Annotated in this window: 17 protein-coding genes; 7 read left to right on the forward strand and 10 right to left on the reverse strand. The window is 70.2% G+C overall.

Annotation, left to right across the window (positions count from 1 at the left end; translation table 11 throughout):
* The first annotated feature begins 145 nt into the window (after positions 1-145).
* A complete protein-coding gene (locus HNR15_RS14920; RefSeq protein WP_179483107.1) occupies positions 146-2257 on the forward strand; it encodes a phosphoesterase in 2112 nt (703 codons plus the stop codon).
* A complete protein-coding gene (locus tag HNR15_RS14925) occupies positions 2254-2877 on the forward strand; it encodes a hypothetical protein (protein ID WP_179483108.1) in 624 nt (207 codons plus the stop codon). The genes HNR15_RS14920 and HNR15_RS14925 overlap by 4 nt, the downstream gene beginning before the upstream one ends.
* Before the next feature lie 94 nt (positions 2878-2971).
* Here HNR15_RS14925 and HNR15_RS14930 read toward each other — a convergent pair whose 3' ends face one another.
* The 3 genes from HNR15_RS14930 to HNR15_RS14940 all read right to left on the reverse strand — a co-directional run bounded on the left by HNR15_RS14930 (position 2972) and on the right by HNR15_RS14940 (position 4717).
* Positions 2972-3382 (reverse strand): hypothetical protein, encoded by a 411-nt coding sequence (locus tag HNR15_RS14930; RefSeq protein ID WP_179483109.1) that lies wholly within the window; start codon positions 3380-3382, stop codon positions 2972-2974.
* Positions 3379-3612: a hypothetical protein gene (locus tag HNR15_RS14935; RefSeq protein ID WP_179483110.1), complete on the reverse strand. Its 234-nt coding sequence runs from the start codon at positions 3610-3612 to the stop codon at positions 3379-3381. Before HNR15_RS14935 ends, HNR15_RS14930 begins: the two co-directional genes overlap by 4 nt.
* A 220-nt stretch (positions 3613-3832) precedes the next feature.
* A complete protein-coding gene (locus HNR15_RS14940; RefSeq protein WP_246305937.1) occupies positions 3833-4717 on the reverse strand; it encodes an SDR family NAD(P)-dependent oxidoreductase in 885 nt (294 codons plus the stop codon).
* A 27-nt stretch (positions 4718-4744) separates the two neighbouring features.
* On the opposite strand from HNR15_RS14940, the gene HNR15_RS14945 reads away from it, so the two are divergent.
* The 3 genes from HNR15_RS14945 (at position 4745) to HNR15_RS18420 (ending at position 7301) form a co-directional block, all read left to right on the forward strand.
* Entirely contained in the window at positions 4745-5710 is a 966-nt protein-coding gene (locus HNR15_RS14945; RefSeq protein WP_179483111.1) for a LysR family transcriptional regulator, read from the forward strand.
* 175 nt (positions 5711-5885) lie between these two features.
* Positions 5886-6674, forward strand: a complete 789-nt coding sequence (locus tag HNR15_RS14950) for an exodeoxyribonuclease III (RefSeq protein WP_179483112.1) — start codon at positions 5886-5888, stop codon at positions 6672-6674.
* A gap of 63 nt (positions 6675-6737) precedes the next feature.
* Positions 6738-7301: a superinfection immunity protein gene (locus HNR15_RS18420; protein WP_246305938.1), complete on the forward strand. Its 564-nt coding sequence runs from the start codon at positions 6738-6740 to the stop codon at positions 7299-7301.
* Positions 7302-7319: 18 nt separating this feature from the next.
* On the opposite strand, the gene HNR15_RS14960 is transcribed toward HNR15_RS18420, so the two are convergent.
* The 3 genes from HNR15_RS14960 to HNR15_RS14970 all read right to left on the reverse strand — a co-directional run bounded on the left by HNR15_RS14960 (position 7320) and on the right by HNR15_RS14970 (position 10202).
* Entirely contained in the window at positions 7320-8345 is a 1026-nt protein-coding gene (locus HNR15_RS14960) for a DUF2891 family protein (protein ID WP_179483113.1), read from the reverse strand.
* 87 nt (positions 8346-8432) lie between these two features.
* Positions 8433-8933, reverse strand: a complete 501-nt coding sequence (locus tag HNR15_RS14965; RefSeq protein WP_179483114.1) for a hypothetical protein — start codon at positions 8931-8933, stop codon at positions 8433-8435.
* Positions 8934-9020: 87 nt separating this feature from the next.
* Positions 9021-10202: an alpha/beta hydrolase-fold protein gene (locus HNR15_RS14970; protein WP_179483115.1), complete on the reverse strand. Its 1182-nt coding sequence runs from the start codon at positions 10200-10202 to the stop codon at positions 9021-9023.
* Between the two features lie 107 nt (positions 10203-10309).
* Between HNR15_RS14970 and HNR15_RS14975 the strand changes: the two genes are divergently transcribed.
* Positions 10310-11821, forward strand: coding sequence for a flavin-containing monooxygenase (locus HNR15_RS14975; RefSeq protein ID WP_246305939.1), 1512 nt, complete (start codon positions 10310-10312; stop codon positions 11819-11821).
* Here the strand turns inward: HNR15_RS14975 and HNR15_RS14980 are convergent.
* Together HNR15_RS14980 and HNR15_RS14985 are read right to left on the reverse strand one after the other, a co-directional pair.
* Positions 11776-13434, reverse strand: a complete 1659-nt coding sequence (locus HNR15_RS14980; protein WP_343048555.1) for an MFS transporter — start codon at positions 13432-13434, stop codon at positions 11776-11778. The genes HNR15_RS14975 and HNR15_RS14980 overlap by 46 nt on opposite strands.
* A 52-nt stretch (positions 13435-13486) precedes the next feature.
* Entirely contained in the window at positions 13487-14215 is a 729-nt protein-coding gene (locus HNR15_RS14985) for an LppX_LprAFG lipoprotein (RefSeq protein WP_179483117.1), read from the reverse strand.
* 154 nt (positions 14216-14369) lie between these two features.
* On the opposite strand from HNR15_RS14985, the gene HNR15_RS14990 reads away from it, so the two are divergent.
* Positions 14370-15191: an alpha/beta fold hydrolase gene (locus HNR15_RS14990; RefSeq protein ID WP_179483118.1), complete on the forward strand. Its 822-nt coding sequence runs from the start codon at positions 14370-14372 to the stop codon at positions 15189-15191.
* Between the two features lie 78 nt (positions 15192-15269).
* Here HNR15_RS14990 and clpB read toward each other — a convergent pair whose 3' ends face one another.
* Together clpB and HNR15_RS15000 are read right to left on the reverse strand one after the other, a co-directional pair.
* Complete coding sequence (gene clpB / locus HNR15_RS14995) at positions 15270-17843, reverse strand: ATP-dependent chaperone ClpB (RefSeq protein WP_179483119.1); 2574 nt, start codon at positions 17841-17843, stop codon at positions 15270-15272.
* A 228-nt stretch (positions 17844-18071) separates the two neighbouring features.
* Positions 18072-19178 carry a WD40 repeat domain-containing protein gene (locus HNR15_RS15000; RefSeq protein ID WP_179483120.1) on the reverse strand — a complete coding sequence of 369 codons (1107 nt, stop codon included), beginning with the start codon at positions 19176-19178 and terminating at the stop codon, positions 18072-18074.
* Between the last annotated feature and the right edge of the window lie 60 nt (positions 19179-19238).

Below are 19238 nucleotides of genomic sequence, written 5' to 3' on the forward strand. Positions count from 1 at the left end.
TGTAGGCAGCCTGCCGCGCCCGACGTCGGGTCGGCGCCCGCCCAACGAGCTCGAGGCGAGGTACGGGACGGTTCACGCATCGTTCACGCCGGGTTCAGCAACTGACGGTGGCGACCGCGGACGCACAGTCATTAGACAGGCCATCATGCGAACCCTCACGACATTCAGCCGGTGGAAGCGACGGGGCGTGACCGCCGTCGTCGCCACTGCGCTGGTCAGCGGCGGCCTCGCGGCCACGTCCGCGGCGTCCACCCCCACGGTCCACAAGGGCCTCACGATCTCCAGCACGGGCCTGCGTCCCGGGCAGATCAAGCACGTCTGGCTGATCATCCTGGAGAACAAATCGTACGACGCGACGTTCACCGGCCTCAACCAGAACAGCTACCTGTGGAAGACCCTGCCCAGCCAGGGCGTCCTGCTGAAGAACTACTACGGCACCGGGCACTACAGCCAGGACAACTACATCTCGATGGTGTCCGGGCAGGCGCCCGAGCAGGACACCCAATCGGACTGCAGCGTCAAGGACTTCGACTTCGGCAGCAACAAGGACATCGTCAAGACGGGCGTCGACCGCGGCCAGGTCGCCTCACCGGCGAAGGCGAACGCCGCCAACGGATTGAACGGCTGCACCTACCCCCGCGACACTCCGACCCTCTTCAACCAGCTCGACGCGGCGCACGAGAGCTGGAAGGGCTACGCGCAGGACCTGGGCAACCAGGCCGGCCGCGAGGACGCGGCCTGCGGCGGTCCGGGCACCTCGGCGAACGACCCCACGACCAACCCCCGCTACATGAGCGCCGACCCGGCACACCCGCTGCCGCCGGGCGTCACCAGCCTCACCGGCGCCCAGGCGAACGACCAGTACGTCGCCAAGCACTTCCCCTTCCCGTGGTTCCACGGAGTGACCGGCACCAAGAACGCCGACGGCAGCACCACCCCGGGGTTGACGACACCGGCCGGCGGTGGCTCGGACTGCGACTCCAAGCACATCGCCAACCTGGACAACGCCGGCAACGGGCTCTTCCACGACCTGCAGAAGTCCTCGACCACCCCGGCGTTCTCCTGGATCACGCCGAACAACTGCAGCGACGCGCACGACGCGATCTGCAAGGGCAACAACCTGTCCGGGTCCTTCTCCTCCACCGGCCAGCCGATCTACCAGTCGCCCACCCCGAACCCGGAGTCGACGACGCCGAAGAACTACACCGGCGGCCTCTACGCCTCAGACCTCTTCCTCAAGTACTACGTGTCGATGATCGAGAAGTCGCCGGCGTTCAAGGACGGCGGCCTGATCGACGTGACGTTCGACGAGGCCAACCCGCCGTTCACCTACACCGGCAACAGCTTCAACAACGCCAACTCCTACGGGCCCACCCAGGGCGACCAGCCGAACGCGACCGCCGGCATCACGGCGGACGCGGCCGGGCAGAACATCTACGGACGCAACGTGGACACCGAGCCGACCGGTCCGAACTCCACGCTGCAGACCGACGCCTCGGGCAACCAGCTCTTCCCCGGCCCCGGCGACAACGGCTTCATCGACCGACCGCCGGCCTGCACCCAGACCACTCCCACCCGAGTGCCGGCGAACTGTGTGCCGGGAATCGTTCGCGGCGGCTCGGGTGACACACCCGGAGCGCGCACGGACGGCGCAGCGGCGGGCGCGAGCTCGTCGTACGTGCTGGACAGCTCGATCGTGGCGGACGACACCGGGCGTGAGGTCACCGACACGACCGACAAGACCGGCCCCGGCGGCACGAGTCCGATCCCGGCGGGCAGTTTCGTCGGCACGGTGAGCGACACCGGCCCGCAACCGGCCGCCTCGTCGAAGGGCTCGGTCATCGACGGCTCCTTCCAGCTGGTGGACGAGAACGGCAAGCCCGTCACCCCGACCGGTGCGGTGACCTCGGTCTCGCTCAGCGCCGAAGGTGCGCCCGGCCAGCTGGCCGCCGGTCAGACGGCCGACCCGTTGTACGACGCGAAGGACGCGACGCCCGGCGGCGGCGACACCGGCAGCGTGCTGATCAGCCCGTACATCAAGCCGGGCAGCTCGAGCACGACGTACTACAACCACTACAGCTGGTTGCGCACCATGGAGGACATCTTCGGTGTCGGCCAGGGCAAGGACCACACGCCGCTGACCGTCGGCACCGTGTCGGGCGGGCTGGACGGCAAGGGCCACCTCGGGTTCGCCGCCCAGGCGGGTCTGACGCCGTTCGGTCGCGACGTCTTCAACAACGCTCGGCGCGTTTGGTGAGCGACGCACCGGCCCGCAGGTACGGCGCATACGCGCGTCGTACCTGCGGGCGCGCCGCCCTCGCGTTGGCCGGCGGGGCTCTCACGGTGGCTGCGGTGGCCGGCTGCGGATCGGCCGGCTCCGGTCGCACCGCCACCCACCCGGCGGCCCCGCAGACCTATGGAAGCCTGCCGTCCTGGCTGCCGCCGGACCCGGTCCACGCCGGTGATGTGGCGGTCGGCACCCCGACCCGTCCCGCGCTGGCGGCCCAGGGAGAGGCGGTCGACGTGCGCCCCTCCACCGGCGGCACGGTGCGCGCCACGGTCGTCGGACCGGCGGTCCCGGCCGAGGGGCTGCCGTACGAAACCCCGTCCACGACATGCACCTTCATCGTAACGCTGCGCGCCGGCGCGTTGCCCGTGCCGGTGCGGGTGTCGGACTTCGGGACGAGCGACCACCTCGGGGCGACGTACGCCGTGCGCCTCGCCGGAGCACGCAAGCCGCCGGCCGTCTTGGCTGCGGGGCGGTCGACGACGTTCCAGCTGCGCACCTCGATGCCCACGGGTGAGGGCGTCATCAAGTGGGCGCCGGACGGGCGCCGCGCGGCGGTGTCCTGGGACTTCGTGGTCGAGACCGACTGACACTCCCCTCATCGGGGGGGTAGAGAAATGCTCGAGGGGTGGGGACATATCCCCACCCCTCGAGCATTTCCCACCCCTCGACGGGGAGCGTCCTTCAGGCGCGGCGGTGCGCGACCCGTCGTACGGCGACGCCCAGGAACGGCAGGAGCGAACGCGCCGACCGGGGCCGGACGGCCGTGCTGCCGGTGACGACGAGACCGATGACCGACCGCTCTCCGTCCCCGATGCTCACGATCACTCCGCGGGGGCCCTCGACATCGAGATGGAGCTCGGCGTCGGCCATGGCGCGGGCCAGCCGGCCGACAGCCCTCGGACCGCTCACATCTGCGACCGAGTCCGGCAACGACGCCTGGGTGAGTGCGGACCACATCGCCTGGGGGTGCTCGCTGTGCAGCACGAGCCGCCGACCATCACCCGCGAGATGGGAGAAGACGCCGTCGACCTCGATGTCCAGATCGGCGGTCACCGAGAGCGGCCGTTCGCGACTGCCCTCGGTGCGCGTCACTTGGCGGTGGCCTTCTCCGAGGTGGTGATGCGCAGGGTGCCGTTGAGCTTCCAGGAGGCGCGCGCGGCGTCCGCACCGGTGGTCTTCGGCACCTCGACGGTCATGTCGACGAACTGGTAGTCGATCGCGGCGCCGCGACCGGTGAGGTAGGACCACAGGTCCTTGCCCAGGTCGGCGAAGCTGGTGACGTCCGTCGGCTGACCGGACGGCGGGGTCGTGTGCTGGCTCATGGATGCTCCGAACTCGAAAGGCTGGCGACAGTCGAACCGCCGCACCGGCACTCGAACGGTGCCAGACATTTTGTACATTAACAGACAATTAGTTCACTAATTTTCAACTTGTCTTCACACCGCCTGCAAGGAACTCGAGGACAGGTCGAGTGCGAAGACCACTATGGCTACGACGCGTGGAACGGCGACGAGCGCACCATGCGTCCGGCAGGTGCATCGATCAGATGCTGGACGTGGCGGGCGCGTGCGGATCCCCGAATGCGGCCAACGATGTCGGCTGCCACTCGCGCCAGGTGCGCAGACGCTCGGCGTAGTCCTGCTCGATTCCTTCGAGGGCGCGGCCGAACACGATTCGCTGCGGCGCTTCCTCGGCATCGACCACAGCGAGCATCGCCTGTCGCGTCGCTGTCGGATCGCCCAAGAGCCAGCCACCGCGGTCGATGCCGTCGCGCACCACGTCGTACTCGGCCATCGAGGTGCTGCGGCGCAGGCCGCTGCTTCCGAATCCGGTGGCGTAAGGCCCGGGTTCGACGCAGGTCACATGGATGCCGAAAGCCGCCACCTCCAGTCGCAGCGACTGCGACAAGCCCTCGACCGCCCACTTGCTGGCGTGATAAGCCCCGAATTGCGCGAATGCCGTGACACCACCTTCGCTGGTCACCTGCACGATGTGGCCGCTGCCCTGTGCGCGCAGGGCGGGCAGGACGGCCTGCGTCACCCACAGCGTGCCCAGCAGATTGGCGTCGAGTATCGCCCGGATCTCCTCGGGACTGATCTCCTCGACCATTCCGAGCTGACCGAAGCCGGCGTTGTTGACGACGACGTCGATTCCTCCGAAGTGGCGCAATGCCTCGGCGACGGCGGCGGTCACCTCCCCCCGATCGGTCACGTCGAGCGTCAGCGCAAGAACCGAGTCGCCGTACAGCCGTGTCAGGTCGGCGAGTCGATCGACGCTCCGTGCCGTTGCCGCCACGCGATCACCACGTTCGAGAGCCGCTTCGGTCCATTCCCGTCCGAATCCCCCCGATGCTCCGGTGATGAACCATGTCTTGGCATTCGGGCTGGTCATTGTGCGTCTCCTTGATTGGTTGGTCGTCTCCACCATGCGTCATATGTGCTCTGACCTGTAGCGATGGTTCAGCGCATCTGCTCTGCGCTTCTCGCATGGCAGGATCGACTGGTGATGGAGACCGTGACGTTGTTGGGCCTACGCATCCTGCGGCAGGTGGCCGTTACCGGGTCCTTCGCCGCCGCAGCCGTTGAGCTGGGCTACACCCAGTCCGCGGTGTCACGTCAGATGGCGGCCCTGGAGAGCGCCGTGGGCGAGCAGTTGTTCGAGCGCGGGCGACGCGGCGTGACCCTGACACCGGCCGCGCAGATCGTGCTGTCAGGTGCCGGCCGTGCGTTGGCCGAACTCGAGACCACGGGCCAGCAACTGGCCGGGCTTCGCGACCGGGTCGGGGGGCGATTGGTGATCGGGGCATTTCCGACGGCTTGTTCGGTGCTGGTGCCTCGAGCAGTGGCGGCTCTGCGTGACGGGCATCCAGCCCTGACCGTGATCATCGATGAGGCGCCCACGCCGGTGTTGCTTCGCCGGATGTCAGCTGGGCGGCTCGACGTGGCGCTCGTCGCGCTGAACGATGAATCGACCGACCGCGACCTCAAGGATCTTGCACGGTTCCCTCTGCCGATCGTGGGCATGCATGTCGCCGTTCCGGCGGAGCACCCTCTGGCGAGGCGCCCGACGGTGCGGCCGGAGGATCTCCTCGACGAGCCCTGGATAGTCGGGGTCGGCGGTTCGGGCGATCCTCAGTTCGGCCCATGGCCAGGCATCGCGAACCCTCGCATCGCGTTCTCCGTCCGCCACTGGACCACCCGACTGGGTCTCGTGGCAGCCGGCTTGGGCATCAGTGTGTTACCCGGAACCATGGCGGTCGCAGTCCCGCCGGGCGTGCGTGCCATCGAGGTGGATGACCCGTCCCACGCCGAACGCAGCAGCGTGCTGCTCGCGCGCAACGACGCCGGGCCCAGAACCCGCCTGGCTGTGAGGGCCCTGCTCGCCCAAGCCACCGCGTTGCGAGCCGAGCTCGTCCACTGAGCCACCCATCCCGATGCCTACGGTCCCGCGAGGGGCAGGAGCAACCCTCCCTCGATCTTCGGTGCACGCACGTCGCGAACGCCGGTTCACCGCGCAAGACCTGATCTGGCGCGGCGCACGAGTGCGCAGCGATCTGCCCCGGCGGGTGTCGGGGCGGGTCATTAGGGTGGCTCGCGTGCGTATCGCGACCTGGAACGTCAACTCCGTCCGCTCCCGCATCGACCGCGTCATGGGGGTGCTGGAGCGTCACGATCTCGACGTGCTGATGCTGCAGGAGACCAAGTGCCGCGACGACCAGTTCCCGGCCATGCCGGTGCAGGCGGCCGGCTACGAGCTCGCGCACGTCGGCTACAACCAGTGGAACGGCGTGGCGGTCATCTCACGCGTCGGCATCGAGGACGTCCAGGTCGGTTTCGAGGACATGCCGACGTACGGCGACCCGGCGGTGAGCGAGGCTCGCGCGCTGGGGGTGACCTGCGGCGGCGTCCGCGTGTGGTCGCTCTACGTGCCCAACGGCCGCGAGGTCGGGCACGAGCACTACGACTACAAGCTCGACTGGCTCGAACGACTGGGGGTCGACGCGGCGAAGTGGCTCGCCGACGACCCGCAGGCTCAGATCGCGCTGGCCGGTGACTGGAACATCGCACCCACGGACGCCGACGTGTGGGACACCGAGTTCTTCGAGGGGCGCACCCATGTGACCCCGCCCGAGCGGGCCGCGTTCCAGGGCATCGTGGACGCCGGGTACACGGACGTGGTGCGCCCGTACACCTCCGAGCCGCGCACCTTCACCTACTGGGACTACACGCAGCTGCGCTTCCCCAAGAAGCAGGGGATGCGGATCGACTTCGCACTGTGCTCCCCCGCGCTCGCCGCGCGGGTGACCGGGGCGTCCATCGACCGCGAGGAGCGCAAGGGCAAGGGTGCCTCGGACCACGCGCCCGTGCTGGTCGACCTGGACTGAGCTCGGACCGACGCGTCCACCGGCGCCTAAGCTGGCCACATCAATCGCCTCCAGGGGGACGCAATGACCGACGACGACCGCACACGGGGCATCCCGCAGACGCCGCACACCAACCCGATCCCGCTGCGCAAACCGCAGCAGCCGCCCACCGATCCGCAGGGTGGGCACTCGGGTGCCGTGGTCTTCGAATCCCCGGCGTCCCAGCCCGTCCAGGGGTATCCGCAGCAGGGGTATCCGCAGCAGGGTCAGGCGTACCCGCAGCAGGGCCACGGGTATCCGTCGCCGGGCCACGCGCACCATCCGGCCCCGGGCTACGGACCCGTCCAGGGGTACGCGCCGCAGTACGCGTACGGCTCGACGACGATGGTGGCCCGTCCGGCGCCGAACACCGCCCTCATCGTGGTCGCCTGGGTCGTCGCGGTGATCACGTTCTTCTACATGCTGCCGTGGGCGATCGCGGCGACGCGCGGCAAGTCCAACCAGTTGGCGATCGGCCTGGTCAACTTCCTGCTCGGATGGTCGTTCATCGGCTGGATGGTGGCGTTGGTGATGGCGTGCGGCGCCGAGCACCACCAGACGATCGTGGTCCAGCAGAACAACTACGCGCCGGGGCCGTACCGGCACTGAGCGCCATGGACGACCCGGTCAGGCGGTCGCTGCGAGCAGGGCGAACGACACCAGCCAGTGGGTCGACATGAAATCGCCCGCCACGATCTCGCGTTCGACGTGCGCGACCTGCCGTGCGCTCGCCCGGGCCACGCGACCGGACCGGTCCGGCGGAAGCAGGCCCTGCAGACGGCGAAGCTGCCAGGCACGCGACAGGGCGAGGCCGAAGAGGTGCACCGCATGCCCGTCGGAGCGGTCCCGCACCTCGGGCAGCTCCAGCAGCGGGTCATCCGGTGCGCCGAGCCCGGGCAGGAACGCCGCCAGCCACGCCTCGTACTCAGGCGCCGGCAGCACCCGTCCCATCAGGTCGGCTTCGCAGAGGGCGGGCGACAGGAAGTCGCTGCCGCCCGGCTCCCACGCCACCGGGTAGCCACGGTCCGCGCCGAACCATTCGCGAGCGCGTGCCGCGATGGCGTCGGCCACGCCGGGGCGCCCCAACGCGGATGCCGCCTCGTGCACCAGAGCAAGCGCGAACGCCGTGTTGGCGTGCGTGCCGTGCCGCACCGGATAGGCCAGTTCAGGCAGCCACGCCAGCACCAGATCGGCGACCACGTCGAAGAGCGGACGGGTCGCGAGCGCCCAGCCGTGCGCGCCGGGCTCCTCGGACTGCTCGGCCGCGAGCGCGAGCGCGGCGGCCCAGCCCCAGCCGTAGGGCCGCTCGAAGCTCGGGCGCTCGCGCAGGTACGCCGCCTCCCGAGCCAGGTGCACGGAGGTGAGCCGCGCGTCGAGGACGGCCCGCAGCCGCGCACGACGCTCGGTGCCGAGCTGCTCCGGTGCCAGGGTGAGCAGCCGCACCGCCGACCACTGCATGTGCACCGACGAGTGCCAATCGAGGCAGCCGTGGAACGCCGGGTGCAGACGGTCCGGCGTGACATCGACGTCGTCCGGCGTCAACGACTGGTGCGCTGCGCCGTACGGGTAGGTCGTTGCGAGGACGCTCGCGATCGTGTCGGCCCACTGCGCAGCACATCGCTCGCGCCAGTCGGCGCCTCGGTCGTCGGTCACGCGGATCGCACTCCTCGGGACGGGAGACCCGAACGTATCTGCCGATGAGTCACGGCACGTACGGCTCCGGCAGCGACCGTGACCGGCTCACCGTGTCGCGGACGCCGTCCTACGGATCTCCCGCACCGCGGTCGGCCACAGGCCGGACCCGGCGATGGCCAGGCCGCCGAGCGCGATGGCACTCACCGCGACGTCGACGCTGAGGCGTCCCTGCTTGGCCCAGTAGACGTCCTGCAGATCGATCAGCAGCGCTGCCTCGTCGGCGATCAGCGCCGTGCCGATGCCGTACGCCAGAGCCGTGCTGGGGTGACGCCGATGCCGCTCCTCGCCCCGGATCGCGACCGCACCGATGCCGGTCAGCAGCACGATCCCGATGTTGTAGTGGTGGAAGTGCCGGCCGCCCACGCTGATGCCGCCGCCGCTGGGTCCGTGGCCGTCACGCAGCCAATGGGTGAGGGCACGGACGCCGACGAACGTCCCGGCGAACGACGCCCACGCCAGCGTGGCGGACTGCTCCCCGTCGTCTAGGTGGTCGCCCCAGGCCCGTCGCAGACGAGCCCCCAAGGAAGCGTTCGCGGTCGTCGTCATGTGAGTCCCATCAAGTGCGGTCGGCGGGGCGGGCCCCATCGTGACGCTCCTTGCTGGGAGCCCGACGGGAAATGGGTGCTGGGACTCTCAGCCCGGTTGCGGATCGCCCTGGCGTCCTTGCGCCTGGAACGCAGGCTGCTGCGATCCCGCTGCACCCAGGTGGTCCGACAACCATGCGAGGGCGGTCCCGCGCACGGACTGGTAGTCGTGGAAGTTGTGCGCGCCGTTCTTCACCACGACCAGTCGGGCCGTCATCGGGGGCCGGACCAGGCCGATGAACTGCTGCGCTCCCGGCAGGCCTTCGATGCCGGGTTCGAGGGAGCCGATCGTGACCAGGAGCGAGATCGCCGGGGCGGGCAGGTGGGCCAGTCGCCAGTCCAGGTCGTTGAGGTCACGCCGCTTGGTGCTCCCGCCCCACAGGTCTCCCGTAGTGGAGTCGTGACGTGCGTTGTAGTACCCCGAGAGCGAGACGGCGGTGACGAACTGGTGCGGTGCCATCATCGCCAGCTTCGCGGCGCAGTACCCGCCGGTCGACTGTCCCATGACCCCCCAGCCGCCGGACGTGACACGCAGATTGGCATGGAGGTCGGCGGGCACGTCCTGCGTGAGGAATGTGACGACCTGCGGGCCGCCGGGGACGTTCGTGCACTCTGTGTCGCGGGGCAGCACCAGTGACGGGTTCAACATGACCAGGATCATCGGTCGCAGACGGTGGGCCCGGATGCCGTCGAGCAGGGCGCTCGGGAAGCCCAATCGCGTGACCAGCTGCTGCACCTCCCCGGGGTATCCCGGGAAGACCTCGACGACGGGGAAGCGTGCCGACGAGTCCGCCGCGTCGAAGTACTGCGGCGGGAGATAGATCAGGGCGCGGGCGCGCTGGCCGGAGCGCCGCCCGGCCAGCTCGACGGAACCGAGCTCACCCTTCTGTGTGTACTGCTTCGCATCGGACCAGTGGGTGGGTTGCAGCGCGGGTGCGCCCCCGCCCGCGTGGGATTCATCCCAGGCGGAGTGGCCACCGGCAGCGGTGGTGACGACACCGGTGGACCCGCCGAACAGATCGGACCAGGACCCGTAGAACGAACCCCAGTCGTTGACGGCGAGACCGACCATGACGAGCGCGACCACCTGCGCGCTGAGGACCAGGACCGTACGCTGTACGACGCCGACCCACCGAGGCCCCCACCGGGGACCTCCCATGACGGCCCCGACCGTTACGACGACCAGGGCGATACCGACGACGACCAGCAGGGGTCCCCCGACCAATGACACAGGCGGATCATAGATACCCCGTCTGATGATTCGGCGAGCAATCGGCGAGAACCACCTGACTCCCGAGGTCCCCGCACCCGTCGTACGCGTGGGTAGCCTGACCGGTCATGGACCCCATGCAGACCCCGGTCGATCACGACGTCGTCATCATCGGCAGCGGCTTCTCCGGCATCGGGATGGCGATCGCCCTGCAGCGGTCGGGCCGTTCGTTCACCGTCCTGGAGAAGGCGCACGACATCGGCGGCACCTGGCGGGACAACCTCTACCCCGGGTGCGCGTGCGACGTGCCGAGCCACCTCTACTCCTTCTCCTTCGAGCCGAACCCGTACTGGTCACGCGCCTACGCCACCGCCGATGAGATCCAGGACTACCTGCTCTACGTCGTGGAGAAGTACGACGTGCGCAAGGATGTGCAGTTCGACGCGCAGGTGACCCGCGGCGTCTACGACGAGAGCCTGCGGGTGTGGCATCTGACCGTCCTCGGCTCCGACGGCGTGGAGACGCACCTGGTCGCGGGCGCGGTCGTCCTGGGCGTCGGCGCGCTGCACGAGCCGTCGCTCCCCGACATCCCCGGGCTGGAGACGTTCGCCGGCGAGGTGATGCACACGGCGTCCTGGGATCCGGGCGCCAGCATGTTCGGCCGCAAGGTGGGCATCATCGGCACGGGCGCCAGTGCGGTGCAGGCGATCCCGCTGCTCGCGGAGGATGCCGACCACCTGACCGTATTCCAGCGCACCCCGGCGTGGGTGCTGCCCAAGGTCGACCCGGAGTACCCCGACGCGCTACAGGACGCCTACGACAAGCGGCCGTGGTTGATGAAGCTGCACCGCGCGAAGATCAGGACCGCGAACGAGCTGCGGGCGATCGCGTTCACCCGCGTGCCCGCGCTCCTGAAGGCCGCATCGGCCGGCGCCGCGGCCAACATCCGCAGGTCCGTGACGGACCCTGAGCTGCGCCGCAAACTGATCCCCGACTACACGATGGGCTGCAAGCGGATCACCTTCTCCAACGCCTACTACCCGGCCCTGGCGCGCGAGGACGTGGACGTCGAGACCGAGCACATCACCGGCGCGGACGCCCGCGGGCTGGTCACTGCCGACGGCGCCCGTCACGACCTCGACGTCCTCGTGCTGGCCACCGGCTTCGACGTCGCGGGCTCCTACCGGCACCTGAATTTCACCGGTGCCCGCGGCCACGACCTCGGCGAGGACTGGGATGCCGGTATCACGTCGTACTACGGGGTGACGGTGCCGCACTTCCCCAACCTGTTCTTCCTGCTGGGCCCCAACACCGCGCTCGGGCACACCTCGGTGTTGATGATGATCGAGGCGCAGATCGCCCTGACGCTGCGGCTGCTGGACGAGCGCGACCGGCGCCGTGCCGGCGCGGTGCAGGTGCGCGAGGCGGTCGCGCAGGCGCACATGGCCGCGCTCGATCGGCGTACGCAGCGCACGGTGTGGATCGCGGGCGGGTGCGACAGCTGGTACCTGGACCAGTTCGGCCGCAACCGGGTGCTCTGGCCCGGCAGCGTGCCGGAGTACGAGCGCGCGACCCGGCGCACCGAGATGGTCGACTACGAGTTCACCGGTTCCCGGGCGTCGGTCTCCTCGAGCAGGTGATGCACGGGGATCCGGCGGATCCCCAACGCGATCGCGATGAGCGCCGCAGCGAAACCGGCGATGGCGGCGCCCAGGAAGATGGTCTGCACCTGCACGACGGCCGCGGCGGCGATCTGCGTGTCGGTGGCATTCGGGATCTGCGCGACCCGGTCGTAGAACTGGTGCAGGCCGAGCGCCGTCAGCAGACCGAGACCCACCACCATCCCGATCATCCGGCTCACCACGACCAGCGCCGAGACGACGCCCTGCTGATCGGGGGCGGCATCGTGCAGGGCCGCGTCGTTGATGGGCGCGATCGACAACCCGATGCCGAATCCCACCGCGATCAGGACGAACCACGCGGGCAGGCTCTCCAGTGACCCGTTGCCCCAGGTGGACATCGCGAGCAGACCGACCGCAGCGACCGCGAGGCCGACCGGGGCGATCAACCCGGGCCCGAACCGGCGCAGCAGCAGACCGCCCACGAGTGCGCCGACCGGCACGGCGACGAGGAAGCGCAACAGGATGAGGGCGCCGTCGCGTTCGGTGCTGTGCGCGACGGTGAGCTGCGCGAGCAGCGGGACGTCGACCACGATCGACACCAGCGCGGTGCCGGCGAAGAGCGAGCACGCGAGCGCAGGGGTGACCCGCCGGCGTACGACGCCGGGTGCGACGAGCGGGTCGGAGACGGTCCGTTGCCGCCAGACGAAGAGCCCGGCGGCGACGGCCGCGACGGGCAGCAGCCACAGACCGAGCGGGCCGATCACCTGCTTGGAGGGGTCGGACGTGGCGAAGGTGAGGATGAGGGCGCCCAGCGCGACGCCGATCAGCGCGGCGCCCGGCAGGTCGACCCGGGCGAAGGTGCGCCATAGGAGCGGGACGGTCAGCACGAGCGCGATGGCGAGCGCGATCATCGCCCACACCCCGATGGGCGTGATCATCCGCGAGGTGTGCGTGCCGTACGGCACGAACGGGCCGCCCCAGCGGATCGAGGAGGTGAGCGCCGAGGGCGCGGTCAGGGCGAGCGTGAGCAGGACGGCGCCGGCCACGCCGGCGACCGCGGTGACCGCCGCGACGGGCCGCCACCAACGCGGGCGGGTGCCGGGCGTCGGACGCACCGGTCCCCCGATGACCCGGACGGCGACCGCGAGCAGCACCCCGGCCACGGCGTTCACCCAGAAGATCGCGCGCCAGTCCCAGATCGTCAGGATGAGGGCGCCGAGCAGCGGGCCCACCACGCTGCCGATCTCCTGGACGGCGCCGACCACGCCGAGCGGTGTGCCGCGTTTGCCGGGCGGCCACAGCTGGGCGACCAGGGCGAGGGTGGCGGGGACGAGCCCGCCACCGCCGAGACCCTGCAATACACGGCCGACGACCAGCACGGACAGCTCCGGTGCCATGGCGGTGATCGCCGAGCCCACCACGAAGATGGCCAGGCAGCCGAGCAGGATCCGCTGCCGGTCCAGCAGGTCGGCGAGCCGGCCGATCAGCGGGAGCACGGCGACGTAGCCCAGCAGGAAGCCGGAGATGATCGGGGTCGCCTTCTGCAGGGAGTCGATGCCGACCCCGACGCCGGTCATCATGTCGGTGAGCGCGAGGACGACGACGTAGGTGTCGGCGGCTGCGAGCGCCACGGCGATCGAGGCGACCCCGAGGAGCGCCTTCGGGCTCCTCTCGGCGGTTGACCTACGAGGGCTTGCTGACATCGACTTTCTCGCCGTACTTGGTGAAGCGCGTCAGGTAGGACGTCGTGTCGCCGGCCGTGTAGAACGGGCCGGTCACGCGGACCTGGCGCAGTTCGTTCGTGCTGGTGATCTCGTACTCCACGTTGTAGTTGAGGCCGGTGGAGTCCTTGCCGAAGCCCAGGGTCTTGTGCACGGCGCTCGAGGGCAGCGTGCCGGTGATGGTCTGCACGGTCTCGCTGCCGTCGCGCTTCTGAGATCCGTACGCGGCGCCCTGGGTGATGGGGAGCAGCGCCGACAGGCCGCCCGGGCCGGAGGAGAACAGCACGTTGGGGTCGGGCGCGCCGTACGTCGAGGGGTTGATCGTGGAGTAGGCCTTCGCGAACGGCAGCTTGGCGTAGACGACGTTGCCGATCGCGACGACGGGGACGCTGGCATTGGCGCCCGCGATCTGGACCCTGAGGTCTCCCTTGAAGGCGGGGGCGTGCGAGCCGTCACCGCTGCCCGACAACAGGCCGCTGGCCGTCGAGGGGACGTTCGCCGAGGAGAGCTCGATGTGGAAGCCGGTCGCGGCGTCCACCACCTTCTTCACCGCCTGCAGCCGCTGCACCGCCGTCTCCCCCGCGGTGGTCCTGGCCGCCGCCTTGCCTGCGGTGCTGCTGCATCCGGTGAGCGTGAGGGCACCGACCAGCAGGGTGGAGCCGGCCGCGGACAGGGCGGTGCATCGTTGCATGCGGTCAACCTATACGCGCGAGTAGGGAAAGGAACTCCTGCTCCGACGTCCGGACCGGCTGCGCGGGTTCCGCGTCGGGGCCCGCGACCGGCGCCGATGGCGCGGCCGTGGTTGGCTGCCCCTCGTGCCGACAACGACATTCGCCCATCGCACCGTGACCACCGCCGACGGGGCCCGCCTCGCGGCGTACGTCCGCGAACCTGCCGACCCCGAGGCGACCACGGTGGTCCTCTCGCACGGGTGGACCCTCGCGCACCAGTCCTGGGACCTCGTGGCCGAGAGACTGCCGGGCGACCTGAGAGTGGTGACGTACGACCAGCGAGGACACGGGCATTCGACGTTCGGACGGGGCAGCAAACGCCCGAAGGACGAGTCCGTGCGACGTCTCGGATCCGACCTCGACGCCGTCATCGACCAGTGCGTGCCGGCCGGGTCACCGCTCATCCTCGGGGGTCACTCGATGGGCGGGATGAGCGTGATGGCGTACGCGGGAGCCCACCCCGGCGCGTTCGACGGGCGGGTGCAGCGGGTGCTGCTGACCTCGACCGCCATCAGCGGTCTCACCGGCGCCGGGGTGCGCGGCGAGGCCGTCGCCATGCAGCTGCTCGCCCGCACTCCCTGGCGGATGGGCAGGCTGGTGACCCTGAAGGGTCAGCGCACGCTCTACGGCAAGGACCCCGACCCCGCGCTGCTGGAGAGCTCGCGCGCGCTCACCGCCCGGACGTCGATGCGCGCGTTCGGCGCCTTCCACGGGGCCTTGATGCAGCACGACGAGACCGCTGCCGCCGCGACACTGGCGAAGGTGCCGGTGACCGTGGTGGTCGGCACCCGCGACCGGCTCACCTCCAAACGGCTCGGCACCGCCCTGGCGAGCGAGATCCCGGGTGCCCGCCTGGAGGTGCTCGACGGCATCGGCCACATGACGCCGTACGAGGTGCCCGACCTCTTGGCCGGACTCCTGGTCGGCACCGCCTGACCCGCTGCGCGCTCGCCGGTTGTCCGCACTTTCGTGTCGACGGGTACACGCAAGTGCGGACAACCGACTCCCAGGGCGTCAGGCGAGGGTGAGGCTCGGCTCGCCCTGCGGCTTGTCGACCGTGACGGTCGCGCCGTCGAGCACGTCTCCGGCGAGGATCGCCTTCGCCAGCCGGTCGCCGATCTCCTTCTGCACCAGCCGCCGCAGCGGTCGCGCGCCGTACGCCGGGTCGTAGCCCTCGTCGGCCAGCCACTGACGAGCCGAGTCGGTCACCTCCAGCGAGATGCGCCGATCCGACAGGCGCCGGCCCAGGGCCGCGACCTGCAGGTCCACGATGCGCGCCAGCTCGGCCTTCGACAGCGGGTCGAAGATGACGACCTCGTCCAGCCGGTTGAGGAACTCCGGCTTGAACGACGTGCGGACGGCGGTCATCACCGATTCGCGCTTGGCCTCCTGCGACAGCATCGGGTCGATCAGGAACTGCGAGCCGAGGTTGCTGGTCATGATCAGGATGACGTTGCGGAAGTCGACCGTGCGGCCCTGCCCGTCGGTCAGCCGACCGTCGTCCAGCACCTGCAGCAGGATGTCGAACGTCTCCGGGTGCGCCTTCTCCACCTCGTCCAGAAGCACCACGCAGTAGGGTCGCCGCCGCACCGCCTCGGTGAGCTGACCGCCCTCCTCGTAGCCGACGTACCCGGGCGGTGAGCCGATCAGCCGCGCGACCGCGTGCCGCTCGGAGTACTCCGACATGTCGATGCGCACCATCGCGCGCTCGTCGTCGAAGAGGAAGTCCGCGAGCGACTTGGCCAGCTCGGTCTTGCCGACACCGGTGGGTCCGAGGAAGAAGAACGACCCGGTCGGCCGGTCGGGGTCGGCGACACCGGCACGCGAGCGGCGTACGGCGTCCGACACCGACTGCACGGCAGCGGCCTGCCCGATCAGCCGCTTGCCGAGGAACTCCTCCATCCGCAGCAGCTTCTCGGTCTCGCCCTCCAGCAGCCGACCGGCCGGGATGCCGGTCCACGACGAGATGACCTCGGCGATGTCGTCGGCGCCGACCTCGTCCTTGACCATCGGGCCCTCGCCCGCGACGCCCGCCGTGGACGACGTGGCCTCGGCGGCCTGGGCCTGGTCAAGCTGAGCCTCCATGGCCGGCAGGTCGCCGAAGCGGATCTTGGACGCCTCACCGAGGTCGCCGTCCCGCTCCAACCGGTCCGCCTGGGTGCGCAATTCGTCGATCTGCGCCTTGAGGTCGCCGACCCTGTTCAAGCCGGCCTTCTCCGACTCCCACCGGGCGTTGAGCGCCGCGAGCTGCTCCTGGCGGTCGGCCAGGTCGGCGCGCAGCCGCTCGAGCCGGTCCTTGGACGCCGCGTCGCTCTCGTTCTGCAGGTGCAGCTCCTCCATCCGCAGCCGGTCCACCGCGCGCCGCAGCTCGTCGATCTCGACCGGGGAGGAGTCGATCTCCATCCGCAGTCGGGACGCCGCCTCGTCGATGAGGTCGATCGCCTTGTCCGGCAGCTGCCGCGCGGTGATGTAACGGTCCGACAGGGATGCCGCCGCGACGAGCGCCGCGTCCGCGATCGCCACCTTGTGGTGCGCCTCGTAGCGCTCCTTCAGCCCGCGCAGGATCGCGATGGTGTCCTCGACGCTGGGCTCGCCGACATAGACCTGCTGGAAGCGCCGCTCCAGTGCGGGGTCCTTCTCGATGTGCTCGCGGAACTCATCGAGCGTGGTCGCGCCGACCAGCCGCAGTTCGCCGCGCGCCAGCATCGGCTTCAGCATGTTGCTGGCGTCCATCGCGCCCTCGCCGGTCGCGCCCGCCCCGACGACGGTGTGCAACTCGTCGATGAACGTGACGACCTGGCCGCCGGCGTTCTTGATCTCCTCCAGCACGGCCTTGAGCCGCTCCTCGAACTCGCCGCGGAACTTCGCCCCCGCCACCATCGCGCCGAGGTCGAGGCTCACCAGTCGCTTGTCGCGCAACGACTCCGGCACGTCGCCGGCCACGATCCGTTGCGCCAGACCCTCGACCACAGCGGTCTTGCCGACCCCGGGCTCGCCGATCAGGACCGGGTTGTTCTTGGTGCGGCGCGACAGCACCTGCACCACCCGCCGGATCTCCGAGTCGCGCCCGATGACCGGGTCGAGCTTGCCCTCGCGCGCGACGGCGGTCAGGTCGGTGCCGTACTTCTCCAGCGCGTCGAAGGTGCCCTCCGGCTGCGCCGACGTCACCTTCGCGCCGCCGCGGGTCGCGGGTACGGCGGCCTCGATCGCGTCGGCGTCCAGGCCGAACTCACCCGTGCGGGCGAGCGCCAGCAGCAGGTGGTCGGTGGAGGTGAAGGTGTCGCCCATCGCGGTCATCGCGGCGCGGGCCTGCTCCAGCACGTTGACGAACGCGCGCGACATGCTCGGTTGCGCGACCGAACTCCCGGTCGCGGCCGGCAACGCGGCGATCGCCGTACGCGCGGTGGCAGCCACCGCCGTGGTCGTCGTCCCGACCGCTTCCAGCAGCGGTGCGGTCGTCGTCTCGGTCTGCTCGGCGAGTGCGAGCAGCAGGTGCGCCGGCTCCACCTGCGGGTTGCCGGCGCTCGCGGCGCCCTGGACGGCGGTCGAGACCGCCTCCTGCGCCTTGGTGGTCAGTTGAAGGTCCACATGATCTCCCTGGTCGGACAGCTGTGTACGACGCTCCGCTCCGAGCGTGCCACTCGGCCACCGGTTACGGAATCGTCTTCGGTCATCTGCCAGATGCAACGCAGGGAAAGTTGAGTCGATTCCGCTCAACTAGGACTTTCTCCGTGACCGCCGATCGCGGCCTCGGACGCGACGCGCCCACCCACCCGGACCGGGTGGGTGGGCACGCGGCGGCCTGCAGAAACGGCCCTACTGGTTGCCGTCGATCGTCTGACCGCTGGTGTACCGCCCGCCTCCGGTCGCCGACGTACCGGCGAGGGTCCGGCGCGTACCGGTCGTCACGTCGTAGGTGAACACCGTGCCGCCGTTCGCGATGTCCGACACGACGGTCAGAGTCGATCCGCGACTCCCCGTCGGCTCCGCGTAGGACCCCAGGGGAAGGGTGCGGTTCCCCTTCGCGGTGTGCAGCACGAACGGCCCCGAGTCGACCTCGCCGCCGACGTTCGTCACGACTCCGGCCGAGGTGGGCCAGATGCCGCCGGCCGCCTGGCCCGGTCCGGCGAGGGCCGTGACGGCGCCGTCGGACCCGACCCGGTAGGTGCGATCGTCGCCGGCCCCGGACCCGCGGCATTCGAGGACGAACGAGCCCGGCGTCCAGGACCGCGTGGGGTCGCACGACCCGTTGACGGCCGGCGAGGGCGGGTTCACCGTCCTGATGACCTTCCCCGTCGCGGCGTCCCGCAGGTAGAGCTGCTTCCCGCTCTGGAGCAGGGTGCGCCCGTCGGGCGACACCGCGATGCCACGCGGGCCACCGGTCGCGACCGGGATGTCGGCGTACCGGGTCCGGACCGTTCCCGCGAACGTGCGGACGGTGACCCCCTTGCCCGAGGCCGGTGCCACCAGGATGCCGTTGCCTGCGAATGCCAGCGCGTAGCCGGTGCCGGAGAGTCGGAAGTAGTACGGCTTCCGGGTGTGCGTGTCCCACGCCGTCACCCGCGTCTGGTCGCCCTGCGAGGTGCTGCCGAAGACCTCCCGGGCCGTGATCACGTAACGGCCTCCGAGGGTGACGTCCTCGATGCGCGCGTCGTCCGAGACGTCGCCCACCTGGACGGTCCCGCCCGCCGGAGAGACCATCACCAGCCGGGCGTGGTCGTCGTCGCGACCGGTCTGGTGCTGCACGGCAGCGGTCCAGCCGATCGCATTTCCGGTGGCCGGCAGCGTCGCGCCCGACGACGCAGCGGGGGCGTGCCCGAGGCCGACAGCCGATGCGGACTGCTGGGCCGCGGGGAGTGCGACGAGTGCTGCGGCGACACCGAGCGCGACGCCGGTTCGTCGGGAGATGCGGGTGGTGGTCATCGGATTCCTCCGTCTGCGTCGGGCCCTGCCCCGACACCTGGGATGTGCGGACTCCCCCAG

The organism is Allobranchiibius huperziae, assembly GCF_013410455.1.
GTDB classification, from domain to species: Bacteria; Actinomycetota; Actinomycetes; order Actinomycetales; family Dermatophilaceae; genus Allobranchiibius; species Allobranchiibius huperziae.